26 protein-coding genes are annotated in these 22,566 nt (G+C 51.6%); 14 read left to right on the forward strand and 12 right to left on the reverse strand.

All coding sequences use genetic code 11. From position 1 onward, the window contains the following. Positions 1-5: 5 nt before the first annotated feature. The 6 genes from JL719_RS23100 to JL719_RS23125 all read right to left on the reverse strand — a co-directional run bounded on the left by JL719_RS23100 (position 6) and on the right by JL719_RS23125 (position 2,687). Entirely contained in the window at positions 6-689 is a 684-nt protein-coding gene (locus tag JL719_RS23100) for a YggS family pyridoxal phosphate-dependent enzyme (RefSeq protein ID WP_033156882.1), read from the reverse strand. Continuing rightward, entirely contained in the window at positions 682-1,437 is a 756-nt protein-coding gene (tatC, locus tag JL719_RS23105; RefSeq protein ID WP_033156883.1) for a twin-arginine translocase subunit TatC, read from the reverse strand. The genes JL719_RS23100 and tatC overlap by 8 nt, the downstream gene beginning before the upstream one ends. Further along, positions 1,412-1,735, reverse strand: a complete 324-nt coding sequence (gene tatB / locus JL719_RS23110) for a Sec-independent protein translocase protein TatB (RefSeq protein ID WP_026602621.1) — start codon at positions 1,733-1,735, stop codon at positions 1,412-1,414. Before tatB ends, tatC begins: the two co-directional genes overlap by 26 nt. Positions 1,736-1,743: 8 nt before the next feature. Beyond that, a complete protein-coding gene (tatA, locus tag JL719_RS23115) occupies positions 1,744-1,959 on the reverse strand; it encodes a Sec-independent protein translocase subunit TatA (RefSeq protein WP_033156884.1) in 216 nt (71 codons plus the stop codon). Positions 1,960-1,982: 23 nt separating this feature from the next. After that, on the reverse strand, positions 1,983-2,303 hold the full coding sequence (locus JL719_RS23120; RefSeq protein WP_033156885.1) for a phosphoribosyl-ATP diphosphatase: 321 nt from the start codon (positions 2,301-2,303) through the stop codon (positions 1,983-1,985). A gap of 183 nt (positions 2,304-2,486) precedes the next feature. After that, positions 2,487-2,687, reverse strand: a complete 201-nt coding sequence (locus JL719_RS23125; RefSeq protein ID WP_129871451.1) for a hypothetical protein — start codon at positions 2,685-2,687, stop codon at positions 2,487-2,489. A gap of 142 nt (positions 2,688-2,829) precedes the next feature. Here JL719_RS23125 and JL719_RS23130 point away from each other — a divergent pair, with 142 nt between their 5' ends. The 4 genes from JL719_RS23130 (at position 2,830) to typA (ending at position 6,618) form a co-directional block, all read left to right on the forward strand. Continuing rightward, positions 2,830-3,732, forward strand: coding sequence for a LysR family transcriptional regulator (locus tag JL719_RS23130; protein ID WP_020484211.1), 903 nt, complete (start codon positions 2,830-2,832; stop codon positions 3,730-3,732). Further along, on the forward strand, positions 3,729-4,298 hold the full coding sequence (locus JL719_RS23135; protein ID WP_033156886.1) for a class I SAM-dependent methyltransferase: 570 nt from the start codon (positions 3,729-3,731) through the stop codon (positions 4,296-4,298). The genes JL719_RS23130 and JL719_RS23135 overlap by 4 nt, the downstream gene beginning before the upstream one ends. Before the next feature lie 12 nt (positions 4,299-4,310). Continuing rightward, positions 4,311-4,703, forward strand: coding sequence for a rhodanese-like domain-containing protein (locus JL719_RS23140; RefSeq protein ID WP_033156887.1), 393 nt, complete (start codon positions 4,311-4,313; stop codon positions 4,701-4,703). Between the two features lie 106 nt (positions 4,704-4,809). Next, on the forward strand, positions 4,810-6,618 hold the full coding sequence (gene typA, locus JL719_RS23145; protein ID WP_033156888.1) for a translational GTPase TypA: 1,809 nt from the start codon (positions 4,810-4,812) through the stop codon (positions 6,616-6,618). 69 nt (positions 6,619-6,687) lie between these two features. Here the strand turns inward: typA and JL719_RS23150 are convergent, their stop codons facing one another. Next, complete coding sequence (locus JL719_RS23150) at positions 6,688-7,500, reverse strand: sulfite exporter TauE/SafE family protein (protein ID WP_033156889.1); 813 nt, start codon at positions 7,498-7,500, stop codon at positions 6,688-6,690. A gap of 215 nt (positions 7,501-7,715) precedes the next feature. Between JL719_RS23150 and JL719_RS23155 the strand changes: the two genes are divergently transcribed. The 4 genes from JL719_RS23155 (at position 7,716) to yfbR (ending at position 10,609) form a co-directional block, all read left to right on the forward strand. Further along, the gene (locus tag JL719_RS23155) at positions 7,716-8,132 is read left to right on the forward strand and encodes a hypothetical protein (protein WP_129871452.1); all 417 of its coding nucleotides are present in this window, start codon (positions 7,716-7,718) and stop codon (positions 8,130-8,132) included. Positions 8,133-8,553: 421 nt separating this feature from the next. Beyond that, on the forward strand, positions 8,554-9,009 hold the full coding sequence (locus JL719_RS23160) for a hypothetical protein (protein ID WP_033156891.1): 456 nt from the start codon (positions 8,554-8,556) through the stop codon (positions 9,007-9,009). 194 nt (positions 9,010-9,203) lie between these two features. Beyond that, complete coding sequence (locus JL719_RS23165; RefSeq protein WP_033156892.1) at positions 9,204-9,989, forward strand: retropepsin-like aspartic protease family protein; 786 nt, start codon at positions 9,204-9,206, stop codon at positions 9,987-9,989. Continuing rightward, positions 9,989-10,609: a 5'-deoxynucleotidase gene (yfbR, locus tag JL719_RS23170; RefSeq protein ID WP_033156893.1), complete on the forward strand. Its 621-nt coding sequence runs from the start codon at positions 9,989-9,991 to the stop codon at positions 10,607-10,609. Before JL719_RS23165 ends, yfbR begins: the two co-directional genes overlap by 1 nt. A gap of 16 nt (positions 10,610-10,625) precedes the next feature. Here yfbR and JL719_RS23175 read toward each other — a convergent pair whose 3' ends face one another. Continuing rightward, positions 10,626-11,294, reverse strand: coding sequence for an NUDIX hydrolase (locus tag JL719_RS23175; RefSeq protein WP_033156894.1), 669 nt, complete (start codon positions 11,292-11,294; stop codon positions 10,626-10,628). Between the two features lie 158 nt (positions 11,295-11,452). On the opposite strand from JL719_RS23175, the gene JL719_RS23180 reads away from it, so the two are divergent. From JL719_RS23180 to JL719_RS23205, 6 genes are all read left to right on the forward strand, one after another. Further along, entirely contained in the window at positions 11,453-12,301 is an 849-nt protein-coding gene (locus tag JL719_RS23180) for a cysteine hydrolase family protein (RefSeq protein WP_033156895.1), read from the forward strand. A gap of 9 nt (positions 12,302-12,310) precedes the next feature. Beyond that, the gene (gene pncB, locus JL719_RS23185; RefSeq protein WP_033156896.1) at positions 12,311-13,501 is read left to right on the forward strand and encodes a nicotinate phosphoribosyltransferase; all 1,191 of its coding nucleotides are present in this window, start codon (positions 12,311-12,313) and stop codon (positions 13,499-13,501) included. Positions 13,502-13,520: 19 nt separating this feature from the next. Then, positions 13,521-15,218 carry an NAD+ synthase gene (locus JL719_RS23190; protein ID WP_033156897.1) on the forward strand — a complete coding sequence of 566 codons (1,698 nt, stop codon included), beginning with the start codon at positions 13,521-13,523 and terminating at the stop codon, positions 15,216-15,218. 10 nt (positions 15,219-15,228) lie between these two features. Continuing rightward, a complete protein-coding gene (locus JL719_RS23195) occupies positions 15,229-16,275 on the forward strand; it encodes an NUDIX domain-containing protein (protein ID WP_051670020.1) in 1,047 nt (348 codons plus the stop codon). Positions 16,276-16,333: 58 nt separating this feature from the next. Further along, complete coding sequence (locus JL719_RS23200) at positions 16,334-16,552, forward strand: DUF3820 family protein (protein WP_033156899.1); 219 nt, start codon at positions 16,334-16,336, stop codon at positions 16,550-16,552. A gap of 951 nt (positions 16,553-17,503) precedes the next feature. Then, a complete protein-coding gene (locus tag JL719_RS23205; RefSeq protein WP_033156900.1) occupies positions 17,504-18,580 on the forward strand; it encodes an alkene reductase in 1,077 nt (358 codons plus the stop codon). A 445-nt stretch (positions 18,581-19,025) separates the two neighbouring features. Here JL719_RS23205 and JL719_RS23210 read toward each other — a convergent pair whose 3' ends face one another. The 4 genes from JL719_RS23210 to JL719_RS23225 form a co-directional block, all read right to left on the reverse strand. Beyond that, positions 19,026-19,607 (reverse strand): DUF4166 domain-containing protein, encoded by a 582-nt coding sequence (locus JL719_RS23210; RefSeq protein WP_033156901.1) that lies wholly within the window; start codon positions 19,605-19,607, stop codon positions 19,026-19,028. Positions 19,608-19,610: 3 nt separating this feature from the next. Continuing rightward, positions 19,611-20,084 carry a DUF2269 family protein gene (locus JL719_RS23215; RefSeq protein ID WP_033156902.1) on the reverse strand — a complete coding sequence of 158 codons (474 nt, stop codon included), beginning with the start codon at positions 20,082-20,084 and terminating at the stop codon, positions 19,611-19,613. Further along, positions 20,081-21,370: an NAD(P)H-binding protein gene (locus tag JL719_RS23220; protein WP_033156903.1), complete on the reverse strand. Its 1,290-nt coding sequence runs from the start codon at positions 21,368-21,370 to the stop codon at positions 20,081-20,083. The genes JL719_RS23215 and JL719_RS23220 overlap by 4 nt, the downstream gene beginning before the upstream one ends. Positions 21,371-21,532: 162 nt before the next feature. Then, positions 21,533-22,537 (reverse strand): AraC family transcriptional regulator, encoded by a 1,005-nt coding sequence (locus JL719_RS23225; RefSeq protein WP_033156904.1) that lies wholly within the window; start codon positions 22,535-22,537, stop codon positions 21,533-21,535. Between the last annotated feature and the right edge of the window lie 29 nt (positions 22,538-22,566).

Genomic DNA, 22,566 nt, shown 5'->3' on the forward strand with positions numbered 1-22,566 from the left:
ACAAATTATTGGCTAGGACGCTCGCCGAACAGCGCCGTGCCGATCCGCACCAGCGTTGAGCCTTCGGCAACCGCCGCCTGTAAATCGCCACTCATGCCAAACGAAAAAGTATCGAGATCGTGACGATCAAGTTGCCGCACTGCCTGATAGAGCCGCCGATACGGCAGGCATTGCGCCAGATAATCCTGCTGCGGCTCCGGAATCGCCATCACCCCGCGTAAACGCAAATTGGGCAGCTTACCGACTTGTTCGATCAGCACCGGCAAATCGGCCAATTCAATGCCGGATTTGCTCGCTTCATCGCTGATATTGACCTGCAAGCAGATATTCAGCGGCGGCAAAAAATCCGGACGCTGCTCGCTGAGGCGTTCGGCTATTTTTAGGCGGTCAACGCTGTGCACCCAGGCAAAGTGCTGGGCAATAGGCTTGGTTTTATTGGATTGAATCGGCCCAATGAAATGCCAGCTGATATTGAATGCCGCCAATTCCTGCTGTTTTTTCAGCGCTTCCTGTAAATAATTTTCGCCGAAATGGCGCTGACCGAAACGGTAGGCTGCGGCAATATCGGCGGCGGGCTTGGTCTTGCTGACCGCCAATAACTGCACACTCCCCGGTGAACGCTGCGAATTGATTTCGGCCTGACGGAGTTGCTTGCGTACCGTGGCGAAACGCTGAGCGATACTACTCACGATTCTCAGCTGCCGATTCTTTTTTGACAAATAAGCGTGAAAACAGCAATCCGGATTCAAACAACAACCACATTGGCACTGCCAATAGGGTTTGCGACAAAGCGTCGGGCGGCGTCAAAAACATCGCGATGACAAACACCCCAACGATGACATACGGCCTTTTTTCAGACAGCGTTTCCGGGGTGATGATGCCGGTCCAGACCAACACAATAGTGAAAATCGGAATTTCGAACGATAAGCCGAAGGCAAAAAACATCGCCAATACAAAATCCAGATAAGTGGCTATATCTGTCATCACCGCCACGCCGGCCGGCGCCGCCGACGTGAGATAGCCGAATACCAGAGGAAATACCAAAAAATAGGCGAAGGCCGCACCACTATAAAACAACAGCGTACTAGCCAATAACAGTGGCGCCACCATCAGTTTTTCATGGCGATATAAGCCGGGCGCCACAAAACCCCAGAACTGGTAAAGAATGAAGGGAATGGAAACGAACACCGCCACCACAAACGCAAGCTTGAACGGCGTGAAAAACGGCGAGGCCACATCAATGGCAATCATCGTGCTGTTTTTCGGCATGTGCACTAACAGCGGCTCGGCCAGATAGGCGTAAATCTCGTTGGCGTAGCTTGCGGTACCAACAAATACCAGCAGCACGCATAACACGACCCTTAACAAGCGGTCGCGCAGTTCGACTAAATGGCTAAAAAATGACTGCTCGTTATCCAGCGGCGCTTGGCTTGTCATCGTCCTGATTGATTTCTGTCGCTGCCTGAGCATTGAAGTTAATATCGTCGAGAGCCGACTGAGTATCCTGCACCACTTTCTGCAATTCGCCGGCTATGGACTGTTGCTGGATTAACTGGCGCATTTCCTCAGCGTGCAATTCCTGTTTAATTTCCGCCTTAGCAGTGGCCAACACAGTACGGGCTTTTCCTACCCAAAACCCAGCCAAGCGGGCCGCTTTCGGCAATTTTTCCGGGCCGAGCACCAATAGCGCCACCAACCCCACCATCAACAATTCTGAAAAACCGACGTCGAACATATCGCAGACTAAGCTCGGTCTTTTTCTTTATTAGTGACTTCGCCTTCCAAAGGCTCCTCTTCCTTGCTTGCAATAGCCTTATCTTCGCTACCTTCCTTAACGGCAGAACGAAAGCCCTTAATCGCTTCGCCAAGATCGGCGCCGATATTTTTCAGGCGCTTGGTGCCAAACACCAAGATCACGATAACTAACACTACTAATAAATGAGGGATGCTTAAACCCATTGTTCACTCCTTAATTTTTACTATCAGGAAATATCGCGCTGCGCTTTTTCCTGTAAACCGGACAATCCGAAGCGCCTTTGCAACTCACTGATCACATGTTCCGGGCCGAGTTCCTGATGCGCCAACATCACCATGCAATGAAACCAAAGATCGGCAGTTTCATACACAATTTTATCCTTATCGCCGTCTTTGGCGGCAATCACCGTCTCGGTAGCCTCTTCGCCGATTTTTTTCAAAATATGATCCAAGCCCTTGGCATATAAACTGGCTACGTAGGACTGATCGGCGGTTTGCAACTTGCGCTGCTCAAGAATCTCGGCCAATTGCTGTAAAACTTCGCTCATTAGCTTTTGTTTGGATTGAAAATTGCAAAATCATAGCACGTTGCCGAAGCAGCCAAAAAAAATCTATCGGCAAAAAAAAGCCTCCCTATGCTTGCGCAGAGGAAGGCAAAAAAACCAGCGGAGTGCTTAGAAGGAGGTTCCGCTCGTTATTACAACACCAGGAGGTAGTTACAAATTCTTGGATCAGCTATTCAGCAGCGCCTTAGTCGACATATTGCTAAATATGGAGGTGACAGCGAACAGCACAGTAGAGATGACGAACAAGCCGGAAATAAAGCTCCAAACACCGACAATAAAAAGAGCGCCGATTAAGATGTCTTTTTTAAAGTCGTTCATTGTGCTCAAATTCTCTATTTTTAAATCTTGCGCTTGACAAGACCTCATGTGTTTACTCTTCAGTTGCAGCGCACTATACAGGATAGAAAAAAGTTTACAATTAGGCTTTTACTAAATAAATTGTATACAATTTAGAAACAATAAAAATGTCAACGCTTTTTGGTGAATTTTTTACTTTCCAGGAGATACCATGGACAAACTAACCAGCATGAATGTCTTTGTCCGCGTCGCCAAAGCCGGCAGCTTTGCCGGAGCCGCCAAAGATCTCGATATTTCCAGAGCGATGGCTACCAAACATATTATGCAGCTGGAAAGCGAACTGAACACACGTTTATTCAATCGCACAACCCGCAGCTTGAGCCTGACGGAAGCCGGTGAGGCTTATCTGGAGCGTTGCCAGCAAGTTTTACTCGACGTGGCCGAGATGGAATCGGCGATCACTCACCTGCAAACAGAGCCGCGCGGCACCCTGAAAATTCTGGCACCGCCAGTCATCGGCGCCAGCCATATTTCGCCGGGCTTGACCGAATATCTAAAAAACTACCCTGACCTATCTGTGGAAATGGTGCTGAAAGGCGGACAAGTCGATTTAATTGATGAGGGCGTCGATCTGGCTATCTATTTGGGACAACTCAATGATACCAGCCTGGTGGCCCGAAAACTGGCCAGCTCGTCGCTGGTCGTATGCGCGTCCCCGGAATATCTGAAAGCACACGGTACGCCACAAGACCCCGAAGACCTGGAAGACCACAGCTGCTTGATCAACTGGGCGATTCCGCCCCGTAACAAGTGGCGATTCAAGGGCATACTCGGCGAACGCACCGTTACCGTCACGGGCAGGATGCAAGCCAACATGGCCGATCCGATCCGCAACGCTGCGGTGAATGGCTTAGGCCTGATCATGTTGCCGCGCTACATCGTCGGTCGCGACATCGAACAAGGCCGTTTACAAGTGGTCATGGAGCAATACGGCATCGCGCCGTTGGAGATTTATGCGGTTTACCCACACCGCAAATATTTGTCCGCCAAAGTCCGTTCGTTTCTGGAGTTTATTCAAGCCTGGCTACCGCATCGGATCGGCATGAACCCATGACCGAACTACAAAGTAAGTGGGACGCCATTTATCGAGATTCTGCCGCCTCACCTGCGCCAGCCGAGGTGTTGGTGCAGCATCGATATTTGCTACCCAAGCAAGGCAAAGCGCTGGATTTGGCCTGCGGCATCGGCGGCAACGCGATATTACTGGCCGGATCCGGGCTGGACGTCGATGCCTGGGATATTTCCTCAGTCGGCCTGGGAATATTGCAACAACAGGCTGCCGAAAAAGGCCTTTCCATCACCACTCAGCAATGCCATATCAGCGCCGAAACACTTACAGAGCAGACTTACGATGTGATTGTCATCAGTCGTTTTCTTGACCGAACCCTGTGTAATGCGATAATGGCAGCCTTGAAACCGGGCGGCCTGCTGTTTTATCAAACATTTACCCGCAACAAACTTGACCAACAAGGCCCCAGCAATCCCGAGTATTTACTGGCAAACAACGAGTTATTGCGGCTATTCAGCCCCTTAAGCATAGTTTTTTACCAAGAATACGCAAAACTCGGCGATGTGCGATTCGGTAATAGAAACGAAGCCTGTTTTATCGGGCAAAAATAAAGCGGTAAATTAATGATAGAAAATCTCGACCCCAAACAATCCTGGGCGGTATTACAACGCAACCCGGCAGCGGTACTGATCGATGTCAGGACAGCCATTGAGCACAGCTTTGTCGGCCACCCGCCGCAAGCCATTCATGTGGCCTGGAAAGAATTTCCCGGCATGCAGTTAAATACGGGTTTTGTGGAGCAAGTACAACAGCACGCCCCGGATAAAGCCGCGCCGATACTGCTCTTATGCCGCAGCGGACAACGCTCTGTAGACGCCGCCAAAGCCCTGGAAGCGGCAGGTTATCAGCATCTGATCAACATTCTGGAAGGCTTCGAAGGCCCGCTGGATGAAAACAAACACCGCGGCAATACCGGCGGCTGGCGTTTTCACGGCTTGCCTTGGCAACAAAGCTAATCCTTCTACCATCGGTTCGCGCCCGCGCATAAACCAAAACTAAATCCCGCTGGTCGGTTCTACCGTTCGGCCTATCTGTTCCTTAAAAATCATCTAGTAAATTATTGTGATAGAAAAACTCAGAAACATCGCGATCATCGCTCACGTTGACCACGGCAAAACCACCTTAGTCGACCAACTTTTACAGCAATCCGGTACCTTCGACGCGCACACCAAAGTCGACGAACGGGTGATGGACTCCAACGCGCTGGAAAAAGAACGCGGCATTACCATTCTGGCGAAAAACACTGCGATCGACTGGAACGGCTATCACATCAACATCGTCGACACCCCGGGTCACGCCGATTTCGGCGGCGAGGTTGAGCGGGTTTTATCGATGGTGGATTCGGTTTTGCTGCTGGTCGACGCCGTCGACGGCCCAATGCCACAAACCCGCTTTGTGACTAAAAAAGCCTTTGCTTTAGGTCTAAAGCCTATCGTCGTCATCAATAAAGTGGATCGTCCCGGTGCCCGTCCTGATTGGGTCGTCGATCAAACTTTTGATTTATTCGATAACCTCGGCGCCACCGATGAGCAATTGGATTTCCCGATTGTTTATGCCTCAGCGTTAAATGGTTTTGCCGGACTGGAAGCCGACGTATCCGGCGGCGATATGACACCGCTGTTCCAAACTATTGTCGATAAAGTAGCGCCGCCGCCGGTTGATGTGGACGCACCGTTCCAAATGCAAGTCATCAGTCTGGATTACAACTCCTACGTCGGCGTAATCGGCATCGGCCGTATCAAGCAAGGCAAAGTCTCGCGCAACATGCCATTGACCATTATCGATAACGACGGCAAAACCCGTAGTGGCCGCATGCTGAAACTGTATGGTTTCCATGGCTTGGAGCGCGTCGAAGTGGAAACCGCGCAAGCGGGCGACATCATTGCCTTCTGCGGTATCGAGAATCTGAAAATCTCGGAAACCTTGTGCGACCCTAACAATGTAGTTGCCTTGCCGCCGCTATCGGTCGACGAACCGACCGTGAGCATGACCTTTCAGGTCAACAATTCGCCGTTTGCCGGTAGAGAAGGTAAATTCATTACCACTCGCCAAATTTACGACCGCTTACAAAAAGAGTTGCAGCACAACGTGGCTCTGCGTGTTGAAACCACCGACGATCCGGATAAATTTAAAGTGTCCGGTCGTGGCGAGTTGCACTTGTCGGTATTGATCGAGAACATGCGCCGCGAAGGTTTCGAGCTGGGCGTTTCGCGCCCGCAAGTGATCATCAAAGAAATTGACGGCATCAAACAAGAACCGTTTGAAAATGTCACGATTGAGGTGGAAGAGCAGCACCAAGGCACCATCATGGAAAAATTGGGCGACCGTAAAGGCGACCTGAAAGACATGGTGCCGGACGGTAAAGGCCGCATCCGTTTGGAATATGTCGTGCCTTCCCGTGGTCTATTGGGCTTCCAGACCGAGTTCCTGACCGCAACCTCCGGATCGGGCCTGTTCTATCACGTATTCGACCATTATGGCCCTGTGAAAGAAGGCGCGGTCGGTAATCGTGTGCGTGGCGTGTTGATCTCCATGGCCAAAGGTAAAGCGGTCGATTATTCGCTGTATCCGCTGCAAGCTCGCGGCGAGTTGCTGGTGGTTAATGGCGATGAAATCTACGAAGGGCAATTAGTCGGTATCCATTCTCGCGGCAACGATTTAGTGGTTAACCCGACCAAGCCCAAACCTTTAACCAACATTCGCGCGGCGGGCTCTGACGACAGCTTGACCTGCGCCAAAATTCAAAAAATGACGCTGGAACAAGCTTTGGAATTTATCAGCGATGACGAGTTGGTCGAAGTGACACCTAAATCAATTCGTCTACGTAAAATCTTATTGACTGAAAACGAACGCAAACGCGCGCCGAAATAGGCAAACAAAAAAAGCCGTGCTCGTCGCAAAGACGAGCACGGCTTTTTTATTCAGAAAACCAGATTGGGCTTATTGCAATACGAATTTTAAGCCTATCACCAGCAGTAAAGTCGCTAACACCGGACGCAAAAAATATTCGGGAATCTTCGCACTTAGATGACTGCCGACCCAAATACCCGGCACCGACCCCAGCAGCAAGCTGATCAGTAAATCCAGATCGAAATTCCCCAGGCTCAAATGCCCCAAACCAGCTACCGCGGTTAAAGGAATCGCGTGCGCCAAATCGGTGCCGACAATTTTCAAGGTCGTCATTCTTGGATAAAGAAATAGCAAAGCAACGGTTCCCAAAGCTCCGGCACCAACCGACGACAATGTCACCAACACCCCCAGCACCGCACCAGTAAAAACCGTTGCAACTTTTTCCCACCGTGGTGAAAATCGGCCACTATTTCCCTGGTTGCTGTGTTCGTCATCAATCTCCGCACTCTTGGACGCTTTGCGCAACAGAATACTGCGAACCAGCAAGGCCAGAGCGGTCAGCAACAAAGCCACACCCAAGGTAAAGGTAATTGCACCGGTCACTTCCTTGCCAACCTCCATCAGATTTTTCAACACGTAAAGTGTTACACCTGCAAAAGGCAAACTACCCAACGCCAACCAGCCGACGATTTTCCAATCTACCGAACCGTGCTTACCATGATGAACAAACACCCCTGCGGTTTTCGTAATCGACGCATACAGTAAATCCGTGCCTACCGCGACGGCGGGTTTAAAGCCAAACAAAAACACCAGAAGCGGTGTCATCAACGAACCGCCGCCAACCCCGGTAACACCCACCAACATACCCACGGCAAAACCGGATGCCGTATACATTAAATTCATAGACAATCACCTTAAACTTCATAATATTCGATAAGTGACTTCATTATGCCAGCGCAGTCACTCAGCTTATTAATGATTAAATTGCATATGTATATTTAATTTTTAGATATTTATCGGTCTGAGCGCACAATCGCTCAACACCTAAATGACAGAGTCCGACGCCATCTTTTAGTAAACTGACGAGTATTCACTAAAATCCAACTTTAGGAGGATTTATGGTTAAGCAAGCGATAGTTTTGGTATTTGGCTGGCTTTTGTCAGGCACGGCCTTCGGCGATCAAGATGACTGGGTCTACACGCCACGTCAGCAACCGCAGCAACGACAATACCGGCAGCAACCCGAGCATCGGCAATACAATCGCCGAGACGATTACAGCAATGACTATGAACAGGATCGTGATCGTGATCGTGATCGTGATCGTGATCGTGATTTTCAAGACTATCAAAGAAATCAAGGCAATCAAGGTTTTCAGGGCTATCGAGGCGGCTATCGCGGCTACGTTCCTCAGCCTCCGACCGGCTATCAGGCTCCCTCCGACTATTATGGGTTACCGCCAGTAAGGGGTTTCGTCTACCCACCGCAACCTCAGCAAATGCCGGGATTCGAGAATCACCAACGCGGACGCTGGTAGCCGCAAAACGAATTATTGATCCTTAGCATGAAAAATGGCGGCAGGCTTTCGACATCTCTTCACTTAGATTGACCTTACGATACTGAGCGTTTTTGTCGGGAATTCGATAAATTGTCGGACAGTTGGCAAGCGTTCCCGAAGATTGAGCTTTTTGCGAGTTTTGAGATAGCGATGAAAGTGCTGGGGGTCTATTTACAAGGAAACCTTTAACACATTGATTGCACTGGCGTGCCCGACAAACTTACCACGAACGGAATCAATAACATATGCTTCGCCTTGAGCCTGCCGGAAGACTTACTCGAAGCGGCCTTAAGTTTTAAAAACAAACAGTTATTGCCGAATTTTGGCGCCGGCGGAAATTGGTCATGATTTTGCTTGGCGGTTAATGCCTGTCCAAATCAAATCGACTAAGGGGAATAAAATGTTTGAACACAAAAATCTTGACGGCACATGGAACCGCGTTGTTTCAACAAGCGATGCGTATCTGAGTGGTGATATTCTGGAAACGCGGGATATGGTCGGCACCGAACCCGAGAAAATCGCGCGTATGCAATTTGCTGTGATCGGCCAGCGACTGGTCGAACGTTGCCTGCCGCCGGAAGCCTTGAGTGAAACTTGGGCGCAGGATGCCGGCAAGCTGCCTTGGTGGGATTCGGTAAAAAACCCGCCGCATATGGGTATTATCGCCGACTTCAACAGCCACAACGGCGGTTTGCATCGTATTCCTTTCGACGCCAATCATAACGTCGTTGGCTTTGCCAACGATGGCGAGGAAATCGTTCTCGGTAAAGGTGTGTACACAGTCACCCGCAAAAGCGATGGCAAAGAGTTGAGCGCTGCATCGCAAAGTGAGCTGCGCGCGTTGTATTTCGCATAAGCGGTGGATTGATCGGCGCTGGACCCGGTTAACCCGGTTTTATTAACCCGGCCCTCAAACATCGTTGCTCCCGCTTAAGCGGGAGCCCCGTTTGCTCACTCCCGCTCACCGGTATGCTAAGTTTTAGGTAATAATCGGCGCTAGCTGAGAATGCTACGAGTTTTTTCGCTGAAAGCAGATTGTCGGAACGGAACATGGGCATACAGGATCGCGACTACTACCGGGAAAAATATCAACCAGGGTCTAAAGTTGCCGGCCCTGATGCGGTCGCTCATCGGACGACGCAGCGGGATCGCGGAAAATCCGGTCACAGCGGCATTCGCTATCTTTTGTTTCCGGTCTTAACCATTGCCGCCCTGTGGTACGGCGCCGATGCCTTTTTGAGGTTCCAACAGTCCAAAAGGCAGACGGAGATACCGCTTCCGGTGGCTATGGCTCCGCAAGCCCAACCACAATCTAATCTGATTACTCCCAAAGCCGGCGGCGTGGTTTTAAAAACCGACCCGCAAGGCCATTTTCGCGGTACGGTGTTAGTCAATAATGTGCCGATGCCTTTTCTAATCGACACCGGAGCGACCAAAACCGTGATTCCGAGCAGTATGGCAATCCAAGCCGGTTTGCCGTTTGGCGGCGTGGTGCAATCCAATACCGCCGGCGGCAAAGTAGCGGATCGCGCGACTCAAATCACAAGCTTGGTTCTGGGTAGTGCTGTCATTAAAAATCTTGATGCGCACATCAACGACCACCTGGATGAAGTGTTGATTGGCATGAATACTTTAAAATATTTCCAGATCACGCAAACCGGCAATACGCTGACTTTGTTAGCCAATAACCAAGCCGGCATCAGACCGGCGAGCCAATACGTGGACAGCCCGGAGAACTTGGCCGCCAATCAATCTGCCAAAAAGCCCACGACCATCAAAAAAACCGTGCATTGCGATGAACGCAAAGTCTGCACCACAACCTATAGCGATCATTAATGCCAGCCATTAGCAGCAGCTTCTATGCGTACCTATCGCGCTTGCGCTGGATCAAGCGCTGGGGTTTGAAGCGCAACGCCCATGAAGAAAATGTCATGGAGCATAGCTGGGAAGTGGCGGTGATTGCCCACACGCTGGCCTTAATCAAAAATCGCTATTTTGACGGCCAACTCGACGCCAATGCGGTTGCCACCGCCGCGCTGTATCATGATGTGACGGAAGTGATTACCGGCGATTTGCCGACACCGATCAAATACCACTCACCGGCGATACTCGGCGCTTACAAGCAAATCGAACAACAGGCCGAAACCGAGCTGTTGAACTTGTTGCCGGACGCATTGCGCGAGGATTTTCGCGCATTTATTCAACACGAAAGCCTGCCGGATGCTCATCAGCAAATCATCAAAGCGGCCGACAAGATTTCCGCTTATCTAAAATGCCAGGCCGAACTCAAAGCCGGCAACACCGAGTTTGAACTGGCCGCCGCGCAGTTGGCTCAGAATATTCATGAATTGCAGCAGCCGGAAGTAGTGTTTTTTATACAGGCGTTTGCGCCGAGTTGCGGCTTGACGCTGGATGGCTTAATGCAAAAAAGCGATGCCGAAACAGGTCGGCACTAAGCTACAAGATCGGGCGCTATAATCCGCGCACCAATAGTTTTAACTGATTTTTAAATTCGCTTTTCAACCGATAAAGCTGCGCGGGCCTATGCGCGCCGGCTGTTTCGGTTTGCCCTTCTACTGTTTCCAGCACCCCCAGTTCCTCCATTTTTCGTCGAAAACTGACTTTGTTCAGGGTTTCGCCTAAGCAAGCCTCGTAAATCTTCTGCAATCTTGGCAGGCTGAAGGTTTCACCGGCCAAGTAACAAGGCAAGGAGGAATATTGCGACTTGTTACGAATCCGCTCCACCGCCGCGGCAATGATGTCGTTATGGTCAAACGGTAAGCGCCGCAAGGCATCCACTGCACAAATAGTCAGGCCGGGATGGTTTGCGGACAAGATCAAATCGGCATCGACCAAAGCAAAATACGCCACCGAGATCGACCAGCCGCGTGGGTCCCGCGCTGCGCCGGCAAAGGTTTTCAGTTGCTCTAAATAGGGCGGCAGCAAACCGGTTTTTTGTTGCAGGATGCGTACCGCGGCGTCCAGGCAATCCCTATCGTCTTGCGCGTGAATATACCCGCCGGGCAAGGCTTCCTGGTTTGCGTAAGGTTCTTTGTCGCGCTTGGACAGCGTAACGCACAAGCGATCTTCTTGGATGATCAGCAAGACAATATCAACAGTTGAAATAATGGGTTCGAGCATAGCAATATTGAGTTGGGCTACTTGAGGTATCTTAGTTAGTAAAGAATTATAACTATACCTGCATACAAAATAGCGCACGATAAATTTTTGTTAGTTGCATTATGTAACTAACAAGGTTAAGCTAAGCCCATATCAACTATCGTCGCAGGTTAAAGCTCATGGCAAATACTCAGTTACTGATCATCGATGCGCAAAACGACTTTTGCGATCACGTCCCCGAAGGGTATGTTCCGGCCCTGCCCGTGCCGGGCGCCTGTCAGGATTGCCTGAGACTGGCGCAGTTGATTGAACAAGCCGGACTTGCCATTGCCGGCGTTATCGCCACGCTCGACACCCATCACATGATCGATCTGGCACACAACAGCTCTTGGCTAACTGAAGAGGGTGTAGCCCCACCCCCATTTTCCCGAGTGACCGCCGCTGACTTTTTAGCAGGCCGTTATCGCCTGTCCGTCACACCGGTGTCACCGGAGCAAAACGATTATGTTCTAAACTACCTGCAACAACTGGAACAGATGCAGCGGCCTTTTATCCTTTGGCCGCCGCATTGTTTAATCGGGACGCCGGGACACAAGCTTAACCCCGAGTTGGCGCAAGCCTTAAGCCATTGGGAAACGCGAACCTCCAAACCCGTTACGCTGGTGCAAAAAGGTGAAAACATTTGGACGGAAAGCTTTTCCGCACTAAAAGCCGTCATCCCGGACCCTGCCGATCAGGCCACGCAGTTGAATCAGGCCTTACTGGAAATGCTCGCTGAGTCGGATCGTTTGTTAATCGCCGGCCAAGCCAGCAGCCATTGCGTCAAGGAAACGATCAGCGACATTTTGCAGTTCGGCGCCGCCGAGCTAAAACGCAAACTGGTGATCCTGACTGACTGCATGAGTCCTGTCAGTGGATTCGAAGCGGCTGTCGAACAATTTTTTACCGAACTGCGCGCACAAGACATTCGTCTGGCAACCAGCGCCGAAATGGCTTTGGAACTGGTCCCCGAAAATAACCCATACTAAGGAATGCACATGACTCCCATCGTCAAAAGCCTGCTTGAAAACGATTTGTACAAATTTCCGATGTGGCAAACCATGCTGCATAAGCGCCCGGAAGCCAGCGCCGAATACGATTTTATCTGCCGGAGTACGCCGGAATACCCGCTGGCCGACTTGCTGATTGATGTCAAACAAGAACTGGATCACCTGTGTTCCCTGCAATTTGCCGATGACGAACTGGCCTATTTAGCCGGGCTGCGGTACTTAAAGCCGGATTTCATCGAGTTCCTGTCCTTGTTTCGGTTTAGAAGCAAATACATCAAGGCATTTGCCGAAGGCGACACCCTCAGAATTCAAGCCCAGGGTCCGCAAGTGCATGTGATGAATTTCGAGATATTTTGTTTGTACATCGTCTCGGAACTGTATTTTCGCCGCTTCGACCAAGCGGCGTTATTGGCGGAAGGCCGCCGCCGCTTGCAGACAAAATTAGCCACTCTTAAAGCCTTTGCCGAGCACCCCGCAAAAACCCATGCCTTCGAGATTTTCGATTTTGGTTTGCGCCGGCGCGCTTGGGGTAGCTGGCAAGAAGAAGTGGTGCGGACGTTTCAAGCCGAAGTGCCGAGCTTGTTCAAAGGCACGTCCAATGTGTATCTGGCCAAAAAATTCGGTTTAACGCCGATAGGCACCATGGCTCACGAGTATCTGCAATCCTACCAAGCCCACGTGGTGCGGCTGCGCGAATTTCAACGCATGGCTTTGGAAGATTGGGCGCAGGAGTTTCGCGGCGATTTGGGTGTGGCGTTGACCGACACCATTGGCATGGATGCCTTTCTGCGCGATTTTGATTTGTATTTTGCCAAATTGTTTGACGGCCTGCGGCATGACTCCGGCGACCCGGTGGTTTGGGGCGAAAAAGCCATCAGCCATTATCAAAAACTACGCATCAATCCGCATAGCAAACGCCTGGTGTTCTCCGATGGTTTGGATATTCCCAAGGCGATTAGCCTGTATGAACACTTTGCGGATCGCATTCAGCTGGGCTTTGGCATCGGCACCCATTTAACTAACGATCTTGGCGGCCCCAAACCCCTGAATATTGTGATGAAGCTGGTGTGCTGCAACGGCGACCCGGTGGCGAAATTGTCCGATGCCCCCGGCAAGACCTTATGCAACGACCAAACCTTTATTGCCTATCTGCGGCAGATTTTTAATCACTACGCCTAAATTCTGCATAGGAATTGTTATGTCTACTTGTCCCTTGACCGTCGCCATCGCCCAAATCAATCCCATGGTCGGCGATTTTGCCGGCAACTTGGCGATTGCCAAAGATGCTTATCGCCAAGCCGCCGCGCAGCAGGCGCAATTGTTAGTGTTCCCGGAGTTGTCCTTGTGCGGGTATTACCCTGGCGACCTGTTAAACGAATCGACCTTTATTCGCAAAGCCTACGAAGCGCTGGCAGAGCTGACTGCTTTTTCAACGCAGTTTCCGGACCTCGTTGCGATTGTCGGCACGCCGATAAAAGCAAACGGCCCCGGTAAGCCGCTGTATAACGCGCTGATTGCCATCCGTAACGGCGAGACTATTGCGGAATATCACAAGCAACTGTTGCCCACCTACAATATTTTCGATGAGCGCCGTCATTTCGAGCCGGGTCAACAGGGCGCGGTGAGTATCGACGTCGCCGGTTATAAAGTAGGGCTGATGATTTGCGAGGACGGTTGGAACGATAACGCCGACGATTATCCGGTTAATCCTTACGAAGCACTTGCCCGGATGCGCCCGGACTTGGTGGTCAGCATCAATGCCAGCCCGTCCAATATCGGTAAACGCACGCAACGCCAACAAGTGATTTGCGGCGCCGCCCGCCGACATGAGCTGCCGATACTTTATGTCAATCAAGTCGGCGGACAAGACAGTATTGTGTTCGACGGCGCTTCCTTTGCCGTGAATGCCGATGGCGAAATTGCCCGAGAATGGCCGGCTTTCCAAACGGTGATCGATACGCTGCGTTTTGCAGAAGGCGGATTTCAAATCAGTCCGCCACCAGCAGAACCTCAAGCAGATAATGATCAGGAATTCATTCTGCAACATATTCTGCTGGGTTTACGAGACTATGTGCGGCGCTGCGGCTTCAAAAAAGTCGTGGTGGGTTCGTCGGGCGGTATTGATTCGGCGTTGACGATTGCGATTGCCGCCGAGACCTTGGGGCCGGAAAATGTCATCGCCATCACGATGCCGTCGGCGTTTTCCAGTAGCGGTTCGGTGAGCGACTCGCAGTTACTGTGCGATGCCTTGGGCGTAACGCTTTTCAGCTATCCGATCAAGACGCTGGTCAATGATTTTGGGGGGCAATTTCAAAGCAGCTTTAACGATGAATTGCGTGGTTTGAGTTTGGAAAACTTGCAGGCTCGGCTACGCGGCACCATCCTGATGGCTTACTCCAACCACTCCGGCGCGATGGTCCTCACCACCGGTAACAAAAGCGAAATATCGGTGGGTTATTGCACGCTGTACGGTGACACTAATGGCGGCCTGGGCCTGATCGGCGACTTGTACAAAACCGAGGTGTACCGCCTGTCCGCGTATATCAACCAACGCGCCAATCGCGAGATTATTCCCGTAGCGATTTTAACTAAACCGCCTTCCGCAGAATTGGCGCCCGATCAGAAAGATACCGATAGCTTGCCGCCTTACGAGGTATTGGATGAAATTTTGAAACTGTTGATCGAAGGCAAACAGCTGGCTGACCACGAATATCAGCAAGCCCGCGAGTTTGTGGCTGGCTATCGAGCCACCGCTGCCGGTGAAGCGGTGTACCAACGCATCGTAGGCATGATAGCCCGCAACGAATACAAACGCCGGCAAGCACCGCCCATCATTCGGGTGCGACCCAGAGCGTTTGGCGCCGGCCGGCAAATGCCGATAGCGGCCAAACATTAAGGCTAGAGCGATGACTAAATACCAAAAAGCCATTGTGATTGGCCGTTACCAAATTTATCACAAGGGGCACGAGCAACTAACACGCCGAGCCTTGGAGATTGCTGACGAGGTGCTGGTAATTGTCGGCTCGTCCTTTCAGTCCAGAAACATCCGCAATCCGTTTAAATGGACCGAACGGGCTGCCATGATCGCCGCAACGCTGCCGGAGAGCGAGCAAGCCCGCCTGACATTTTTACCGGTGCGGGATTATTACGACGATACGCTGTGGAATGCCGATGTCAGGCGGCAAGTTGGTGCGTGTGTGGCCGACGGCGAACGGGTCGCGTTGGTCGGCTTTAACAAAGACGAGTCCACGTATTATCTGGATAATTTTCCCGATTGGGCGATGGAGGCGATAGAGTCCGAGCTGGATATTGATGCCACGGCGCTACGCCACCAATTGTTTGCGGCGGAAAGCGTGGAGACCGCGTTGGCAAATATCGCCAGCCGGATTTCCGTGCCGGTGAGGGATTTTTTAAACGATTGGGCAAAGAATCCTGAGTACGCGGTATTAAAAGCGGAATACGCCAAAATCCATGCAGAGAATCAAGTCTATGCCGGCATTCCCTGGGATATTATTGCCACCACTGTCGATGCGGTAGTCACCGTCAACGATCATGTATTGCTGGGTAAGCGCAAACATTATCCCGGCAAAGGCTTGTGGGCTATCCCCGGCGGCTTTCTGGAGAAACGCGAATCCTTGCTGCAAGGCGCGATCCGCGAATTGAAGGAAGAAACCAGCCTGAACCTGCCGGATGCCGCTTTGCGAGACTGCCTGCAACAGGTTAAAGTGTTTTCCCACCCCAGAAGATCGTGCCGTGGCCGCGTCATCACGCATGCGCATCACTTTGCGTTGGCAACACCTTGGCCGGATAAGACTTGGCCGGAGATAAAAGCAGCTGACGATCTTGAAAGCGTGGCCTGGATACCGATCACGCAGCTGCCGGCACTGGAAGAAGCGCTGTTTGAGGACCATTTCGCTATCTTGTGCAACTTCCTGTCATTTCAAACTAAGTAGGACGATGCACGTTATTTAAGCTTAACAGGGCAGAGGGAATAGCCAGGGAAACTTATCCATGAAACCCGAAGATTTACCAAAACTGGTCAGCGTTACTATGCCTTACGGCAAATACAAGGGCCGCGTTATCGCCGATTTGCCCGGCCACTACCTCAATTGGTTCGCGCGCGAGGGGTTTCCTGCCGGTGAATTAGGCAGACTATTGGCATTGATGCAGGAAATGGATCACAACGGCCTAAAACCTTTCCTCGAGCCGCTCAGACAAATAAAGTCCTGACTATTAAGCTGGTCCTTAATATGACTGGTCTTTATTTGCCCGATATCAGACGGCTGTTTTTTAGGCAAAAAAATTCCGACACGAGGCCGGATTAAGGGAGGAAGTTATTGCGCTGAACATCTCTGCAATGGTGAGCATAGTATCAGTGTTTCCTAATACCTGGAATGCGACATAATGTCACGCGCCACCTGGCTGAAACGCAGTTTAATGATGCCCGTGGTGACCAAAATGTCCGTGACCGTGATGCCCGCCATAGCCCCTATGGCCTCCGTATCCCCACCCGCCGCGAAACATTGGCACAGGGACCGGCACAACAGGCGCCGAATAGCCGTAACTATAGCTACCGTAACCATACGGCGTATACGTCGCTGGATAAGACTCGGCATAGGGTGCGTAAGCCACACAACCGCTCAACATAGTCAGACCCAAAAACATCAGGGCGAGGCGTATTCGCGTGTTCACGACTACCAACCTTGCCGTATATTCCGATCACACCGCGGTGCGGGGATGGGTTGTTGATAGACAAACCCTCTCACTGGCGGCAACCCGTAATAATCTGCCGGCGCCTGGTAATAGCCGACTGCGGGCGGTGGCACGTATGCGCGGTAATACGGATTGTTATAATGATACCCGTAGTGCTCGCGCTGGTAACTATGATGATGTCTACCGCCCCAGTTGCCGTCATGCGCAAATGTTGCGCTCGAAAATAGCAAGATGGTTGCCAATAGTGTGGTAAGCCTGAACATAAACCCTCCTTATCCGGGATCTTCAGTTGCGGCTCATTGTTCACCCGCAGGCTTAAACATCTCTTAACTGACGACAATTCTTAATAAGACTTTTCCGCGCACGGCATGAACGGTGCCGCCTGATTGCATATTTCCATAAAATACCTGGCTGGATGGTATGGTGTCAGGTAAAACAGCTAACAATTGCATTTAACATGGAGACGATATGAGCAACCTGTTTGAGCCCATCAAAGTGGGGGACATCAATTTACCTAACCGCATCGTGCTGGCACCTTTGACACGCTGCCGAGCCAGCGCCGGCCGGGTGCCTAACGAGTTGATGGCCGAATACTACGCACAGCGAGCGGATGCCGGGCTGATTTTAAGCGAAGCCACCAGCGTGTCCGCGCAAGGTGTGGGCTATCCGAACACGCCCGGCATTTGGTCGGATGAGCAAGTGGCGGGCTGGACTAAGGTAACCCAAGCAGTACATGCAGCGGGCGGACGAATTTTCCTGCAACTCTGGCACGTCGGCCGGGTGTCGCATCCGGACTACCTAAACGGCGAGTTGCCCGTCGCGCCCAGTGCGATTGCGCCCTTGGGGCATGTCAGCTTGCTCCGTCCGATGCGGGATTACGTGACACCCCGAGCCTTGGACATTAGCGAAATCCCCGGGATTGTCGAGACTTACCGTAAAGGCGCGGAAAACGCCAAACTTGCCGGTTTTGACGGGGTGGAAATTCACGGCGCCAATGGCTATCTGTTAGACCAATTTTTGCAGGACAGCACCAATAAAAGAACCGATGCTTACGGCGGTTCGGTGGAAAACCGCGCCCGTCTGATGCTGGAAGTGACGGATGCGGCTATTTCGGTATGGGGACCGGGTCGCGTGGGTGTGCATCTTGCGCCCAGAGGCGACTCGCATACGATGGGTGATTCCGATCCCTTAAATACCTTTGGCTATCTAGCCGAGCAATTGGGCAAACGCGGCATTGCGTTCATTTTTACCCGAGAATCGCTCGGAGAAAACCGTATCAGCCCGGCGTTGAAAAAGCGGTTCGGCGGGGTGTTGATTGCCAACGAAGGCTTTAATAGAGAAACCGCGCAGCAAGTCATTGCAGCCGGCGAAGCGGATGCCGTTTCGTTTGGCAAGGACTATATTGCCAATCCCGATTTAGTCCGGCGTCTGCAACTAAATGTGGCCCTTAACCCCTATCATGCTGAAACCTTTTATGGGGCCGCGGGGCAGGATCCGAGAATTGGCTATACCGATTACCCGCGTTTGGTCGCGGACGTGGGCTAAAAAAATAGTGTGGTTCCCGCGCAAACGGGAACCAAACATGTTACCCACCAGTGGCTTGCGCGGCTTGCAGAGAGATATTAATCGCCACCCGGAACTTCAGACAACGCCATATCCTGCAATAATTCCAGCCAAATCTGGCGATATTTTGGACATCCGGCTTGGTAAAAACAGTTGGCCAAGACGCGCCAACCGGCCATGCTGGGTTTCTTCAGTCAACACGTCGTAGCTGTTCGCGCTCAGCCGGAATGGTGCCTGGACTAACCAGGCTCAAACCCACTCCGGTTACACCGCCATGCAAGAGCTCACCCCACAATATTCGAACTTATCCGCGATTATTCCGGGTCGTCTTGAAAACCGGAACACAGCGGTATAGCGGGCATGCATGCTTGGGAAGAGCCGCGTTTGTATCCCGCTCTGTAGCCGCCCTTCCCATCGATAAACCCTATCAGCCATAGCGAAAGTTACCCCGGTAGTAATAACTCACACCCCACCAGGGATGGCGGATGCTGAAATCCAGATAGAACTCGTCTTCTGAAACAGCACGTTCGCTGATGCTGGCCGAACCTAGCAATAAGTAATCCGGAATATTCAGGCGTAGCGACCCGCATTGCCAGAAATGGCCGTTACTGCGATACAGCAACTCGCCGTTTTCGACGCTGACGTGCAAGCGTAAACCAAAACCAAAGCCTATGAGTTCGACCAACTCGTGGTCAGCCGCATAACTCATCCTGGAACTAAAGCAATCAGTTTTACCATCGGCGTAAGTCATCGTCCTATGCCACTGCAATAGTTCGCCGTCGGCGGTCTTGTCCACTTCGGCTTGTGCCGCCTGCCCGCGCCACAGTAACAAGCCGCCGAACAAATGAATCAGCCAAATCAAAGGAAACAGGTAAATTGGATAGCCTATTTCCATCGTTCCCGTTAGCCGGCTTTGTTGGCAGTCGCTGATTCGATAATGTCTTTGAATCACTTCCGGCAATTGTTGCCAGTCGTCGCCCAACACTTTTTGCATTAATGACACAGACATGGCTTAGCTCCAGAGTGAATTATGAAACACCATCAAGGTGGTGATGCCTATCATGCCGAAGAAGGCCGGCACGCCCAACCATAGCCAAATCTTGGAATAATAGTGGTAAAGGTACGGCAAAGCCCGGCCTTGGGCCAGTGACTCGGTGGCGATGTCGCGCATGCGGATCTGCAAAATCACCACCGGCAACCAGCACAGCCCGGTGATTAAATACAGCACCACTGTCCACCACAGCCATCCGTCGCCGAACGAAGCCGACAATTGATCGGCCAATAGCACGCCGGTTAGCGGTTGGATAATCACGGTCGGCGTGGTGAACCACCAATCGGCCAACACTACATGTTTACTGGTCGTGGCGATTGCCGCGTGATCGCCGCTTTTATCGGCCATCACTTTGTAAAACACCGTGCCGGAACCCAAGCCAAACAGGACGATGGCGCTGAGGATATGGATCAATTTTAACGATAAATACATCATGACTGCTCTCCTTCCATTACTCTAAACATCAACAAGCACATTAAAAACGGCAGGTTTTTCAGTAGCGGGCCGAACGGGTGGAATACAAATTCCGGTAAACATGCGGCCACTATCAGGCTATAGCCGAGGACGACCCAGAACTGCCAAAGCATGAGCTGACTAATCCTAAACTGCGCCAAGGTCGCCAATCCCAAGCCCATATCCATGGCTGCCAAGCCGTATAAGGCTATTGGCGCGCCCACGCCGGTGATGCCGAGTGGTGCCAATAGCTGATAACTCAGTTGATGCGGGTAGAAAAACAGCGAGGTGATGCCGCTCCATAGCCAGACGAAGGCAATCACGTATCGCAACAAAGGCTTGAGAAAATACAAACCCGCATGCCAACGCTCGGCTGGGCTGGCCGGTTGAACAAACCATTGCTCGTTCACGTTGATGGGCGCTCGTTCCAAAAACTGGGTGAGCGGCGCTGGATCCGCGCAATTGCCGCGATTCAGCATCGCCAGGTTGTCTTTACTGACAATCGGCTCGTTCAGCCATTTGCCCATACCCGCCATGCTCAGAGCAAATTGGTAAGATACGGAGCAAGTTCTGGCTGTTGGTTTGCCAAGTCGCCGCCTAAGCCCTTGCAGCCAGTCCGCATAACTTATCGGACTGGTGCCGACCAGAGCCAAGGTCTTACGACCGGAGACAGCCGGCTCGAGACAACGACAGACGGTGGCGGCCACATCGGCAATATGAATGGGTTGCAAAAGCTGGCGACCACCATCCGGCAGCAAATGCACGGGTAATGCCGCCAACGCATGAAACAAGCCGCTACTTTGCCCGCCGTGACCATAAACCAGCGACGGTTGCAGTACAAACCAGTCCAGGGCCAATTCACGTAAGGCATCGTCGGCGGCTTTTTTGCTGAGGTGGTAATTTGATTCGGCGCCCGCGTCGGCACCCAAAGCCGAAACTTGCACGATCTTTTTTACCCCGGCGCACGCACCGGCCTGAAACAAGGCTATCGGTGCTTGACTATGCAACTGGGCAAAGCTTTGGTTGTTGTTCTCGGCAATAATGCCCACGCAATTGACGATTGCGTCGATAGCTCGCAGATGGGGCAGCCAGGAGTCGATCATGCCGGCCTGGGCAAAATCCAATTTTAATCGGGTCAGGTTTGGATGATCGATGAGTAGGCGTTCGGGGTGGCGGCAACAGGCCGTGACCTGGTGACCCTGTCGCAGCAACTCGTGTAATACGGCGCTGCCGATAAAACCGGTCGCGCCGGTTAATAGGATGTTCATGGTTTTGCTCCAAATGTTGAGAGGCAGGAGCAGATTAACGACCACGAAACGGCCGAACTTCCGAATTGATAGGACAGGAATAGAAATAATTTACGCGAGATATAACCCCATAAACTTCAAAGTGTTACGGATTTACAAAATGATAAAACTGGAGTTTTTTGTTTAGCCGGCGTGTGTTTTTCGATACTGTCCGGGCGCGACGCCGACGATGTCGCGAAACGCCGCGTAGAAATTGGACTGGGTGCTAAAGCCCACCGTCAAGCCTATCGACAACACCGACGCATTGGGTTCCGCCAATAGCAGTTTTTTAGCAGCGGCGATGCGTTGTTCGCGAATGTAGCGGGAAAAACCTTGTTGAAATTCGGTATTGATCAGTTCGGATAATTGGTGCTGGCTCAAATTCAGTTGCTCGGCCAGCAAACCTAGGTTCAGGGTTTCCAGTGCATATAGTTTGTCCTGTGTCATCAATGCATCCAGTTTGGCCAGCACTGCCGGTTTATCGATATTTTTTAAGGTCGATTCCGCATAAGCCGCCTGCACCGCTTCCGACACGTCGGCGGCAATGCCGGGAAAACGCAATAAGGTCAACGCCACCGCGAAAAAGGCCAAACCGATCAAGATGCTGTAAGCAGCGATAAAGTCTGCTTCATCCAGTAGCGGCCAGATGAAGCCCAACACTAAAACCGCCACCGCAATGGCAAACAAAACCCCCAGCGCCAATAGCTCCCAATGAAAGCGCTGTCTTTGTCCGCGTAGCGCATAGACGGTTTTTGCCAGCCACAGCAAATAGCCGCCGCCAACCAAAAAAGCGCCGGGCAGGGCCAATCGATAAGGCAAAATCATGCACAGTGCAAACGGCAAGACATGCAATACATCGTGCCGGCTATAACCGGCGTCATTACGTAACAGTTGCCGGCTGTAAAAATAGAAGCTGGGAGCAATCCCGTACAGCAGAAATAGGTAGAGCGCGGAATGCACCAGATCGTATCGATTCAGCAAGTAGCCTAAATGCAGGCTCTGGATACCGGCCAAGCCGGCTATCAATAGAAATCCGGCCAATTTCGACGTAAAGCGTACGGGTTCCCTGGCTTGCAAGATATTGCCGGCCAGCAACAGCAAGGCCGCACCGAACGAGAAACCGATAAATAACAACGCAACGATAGACATGGACGACCAAGCAAAAAAAGAGTTTTGAG

Source organism: Methylomonas sp. LW13 (assembly GCF_016865255.1).
Classification (GTDB): Bacteria; Pseudomonadota; Gammaproteobacteria; order Methylococcales; family Methylomonadaceae; genus Methylomonas.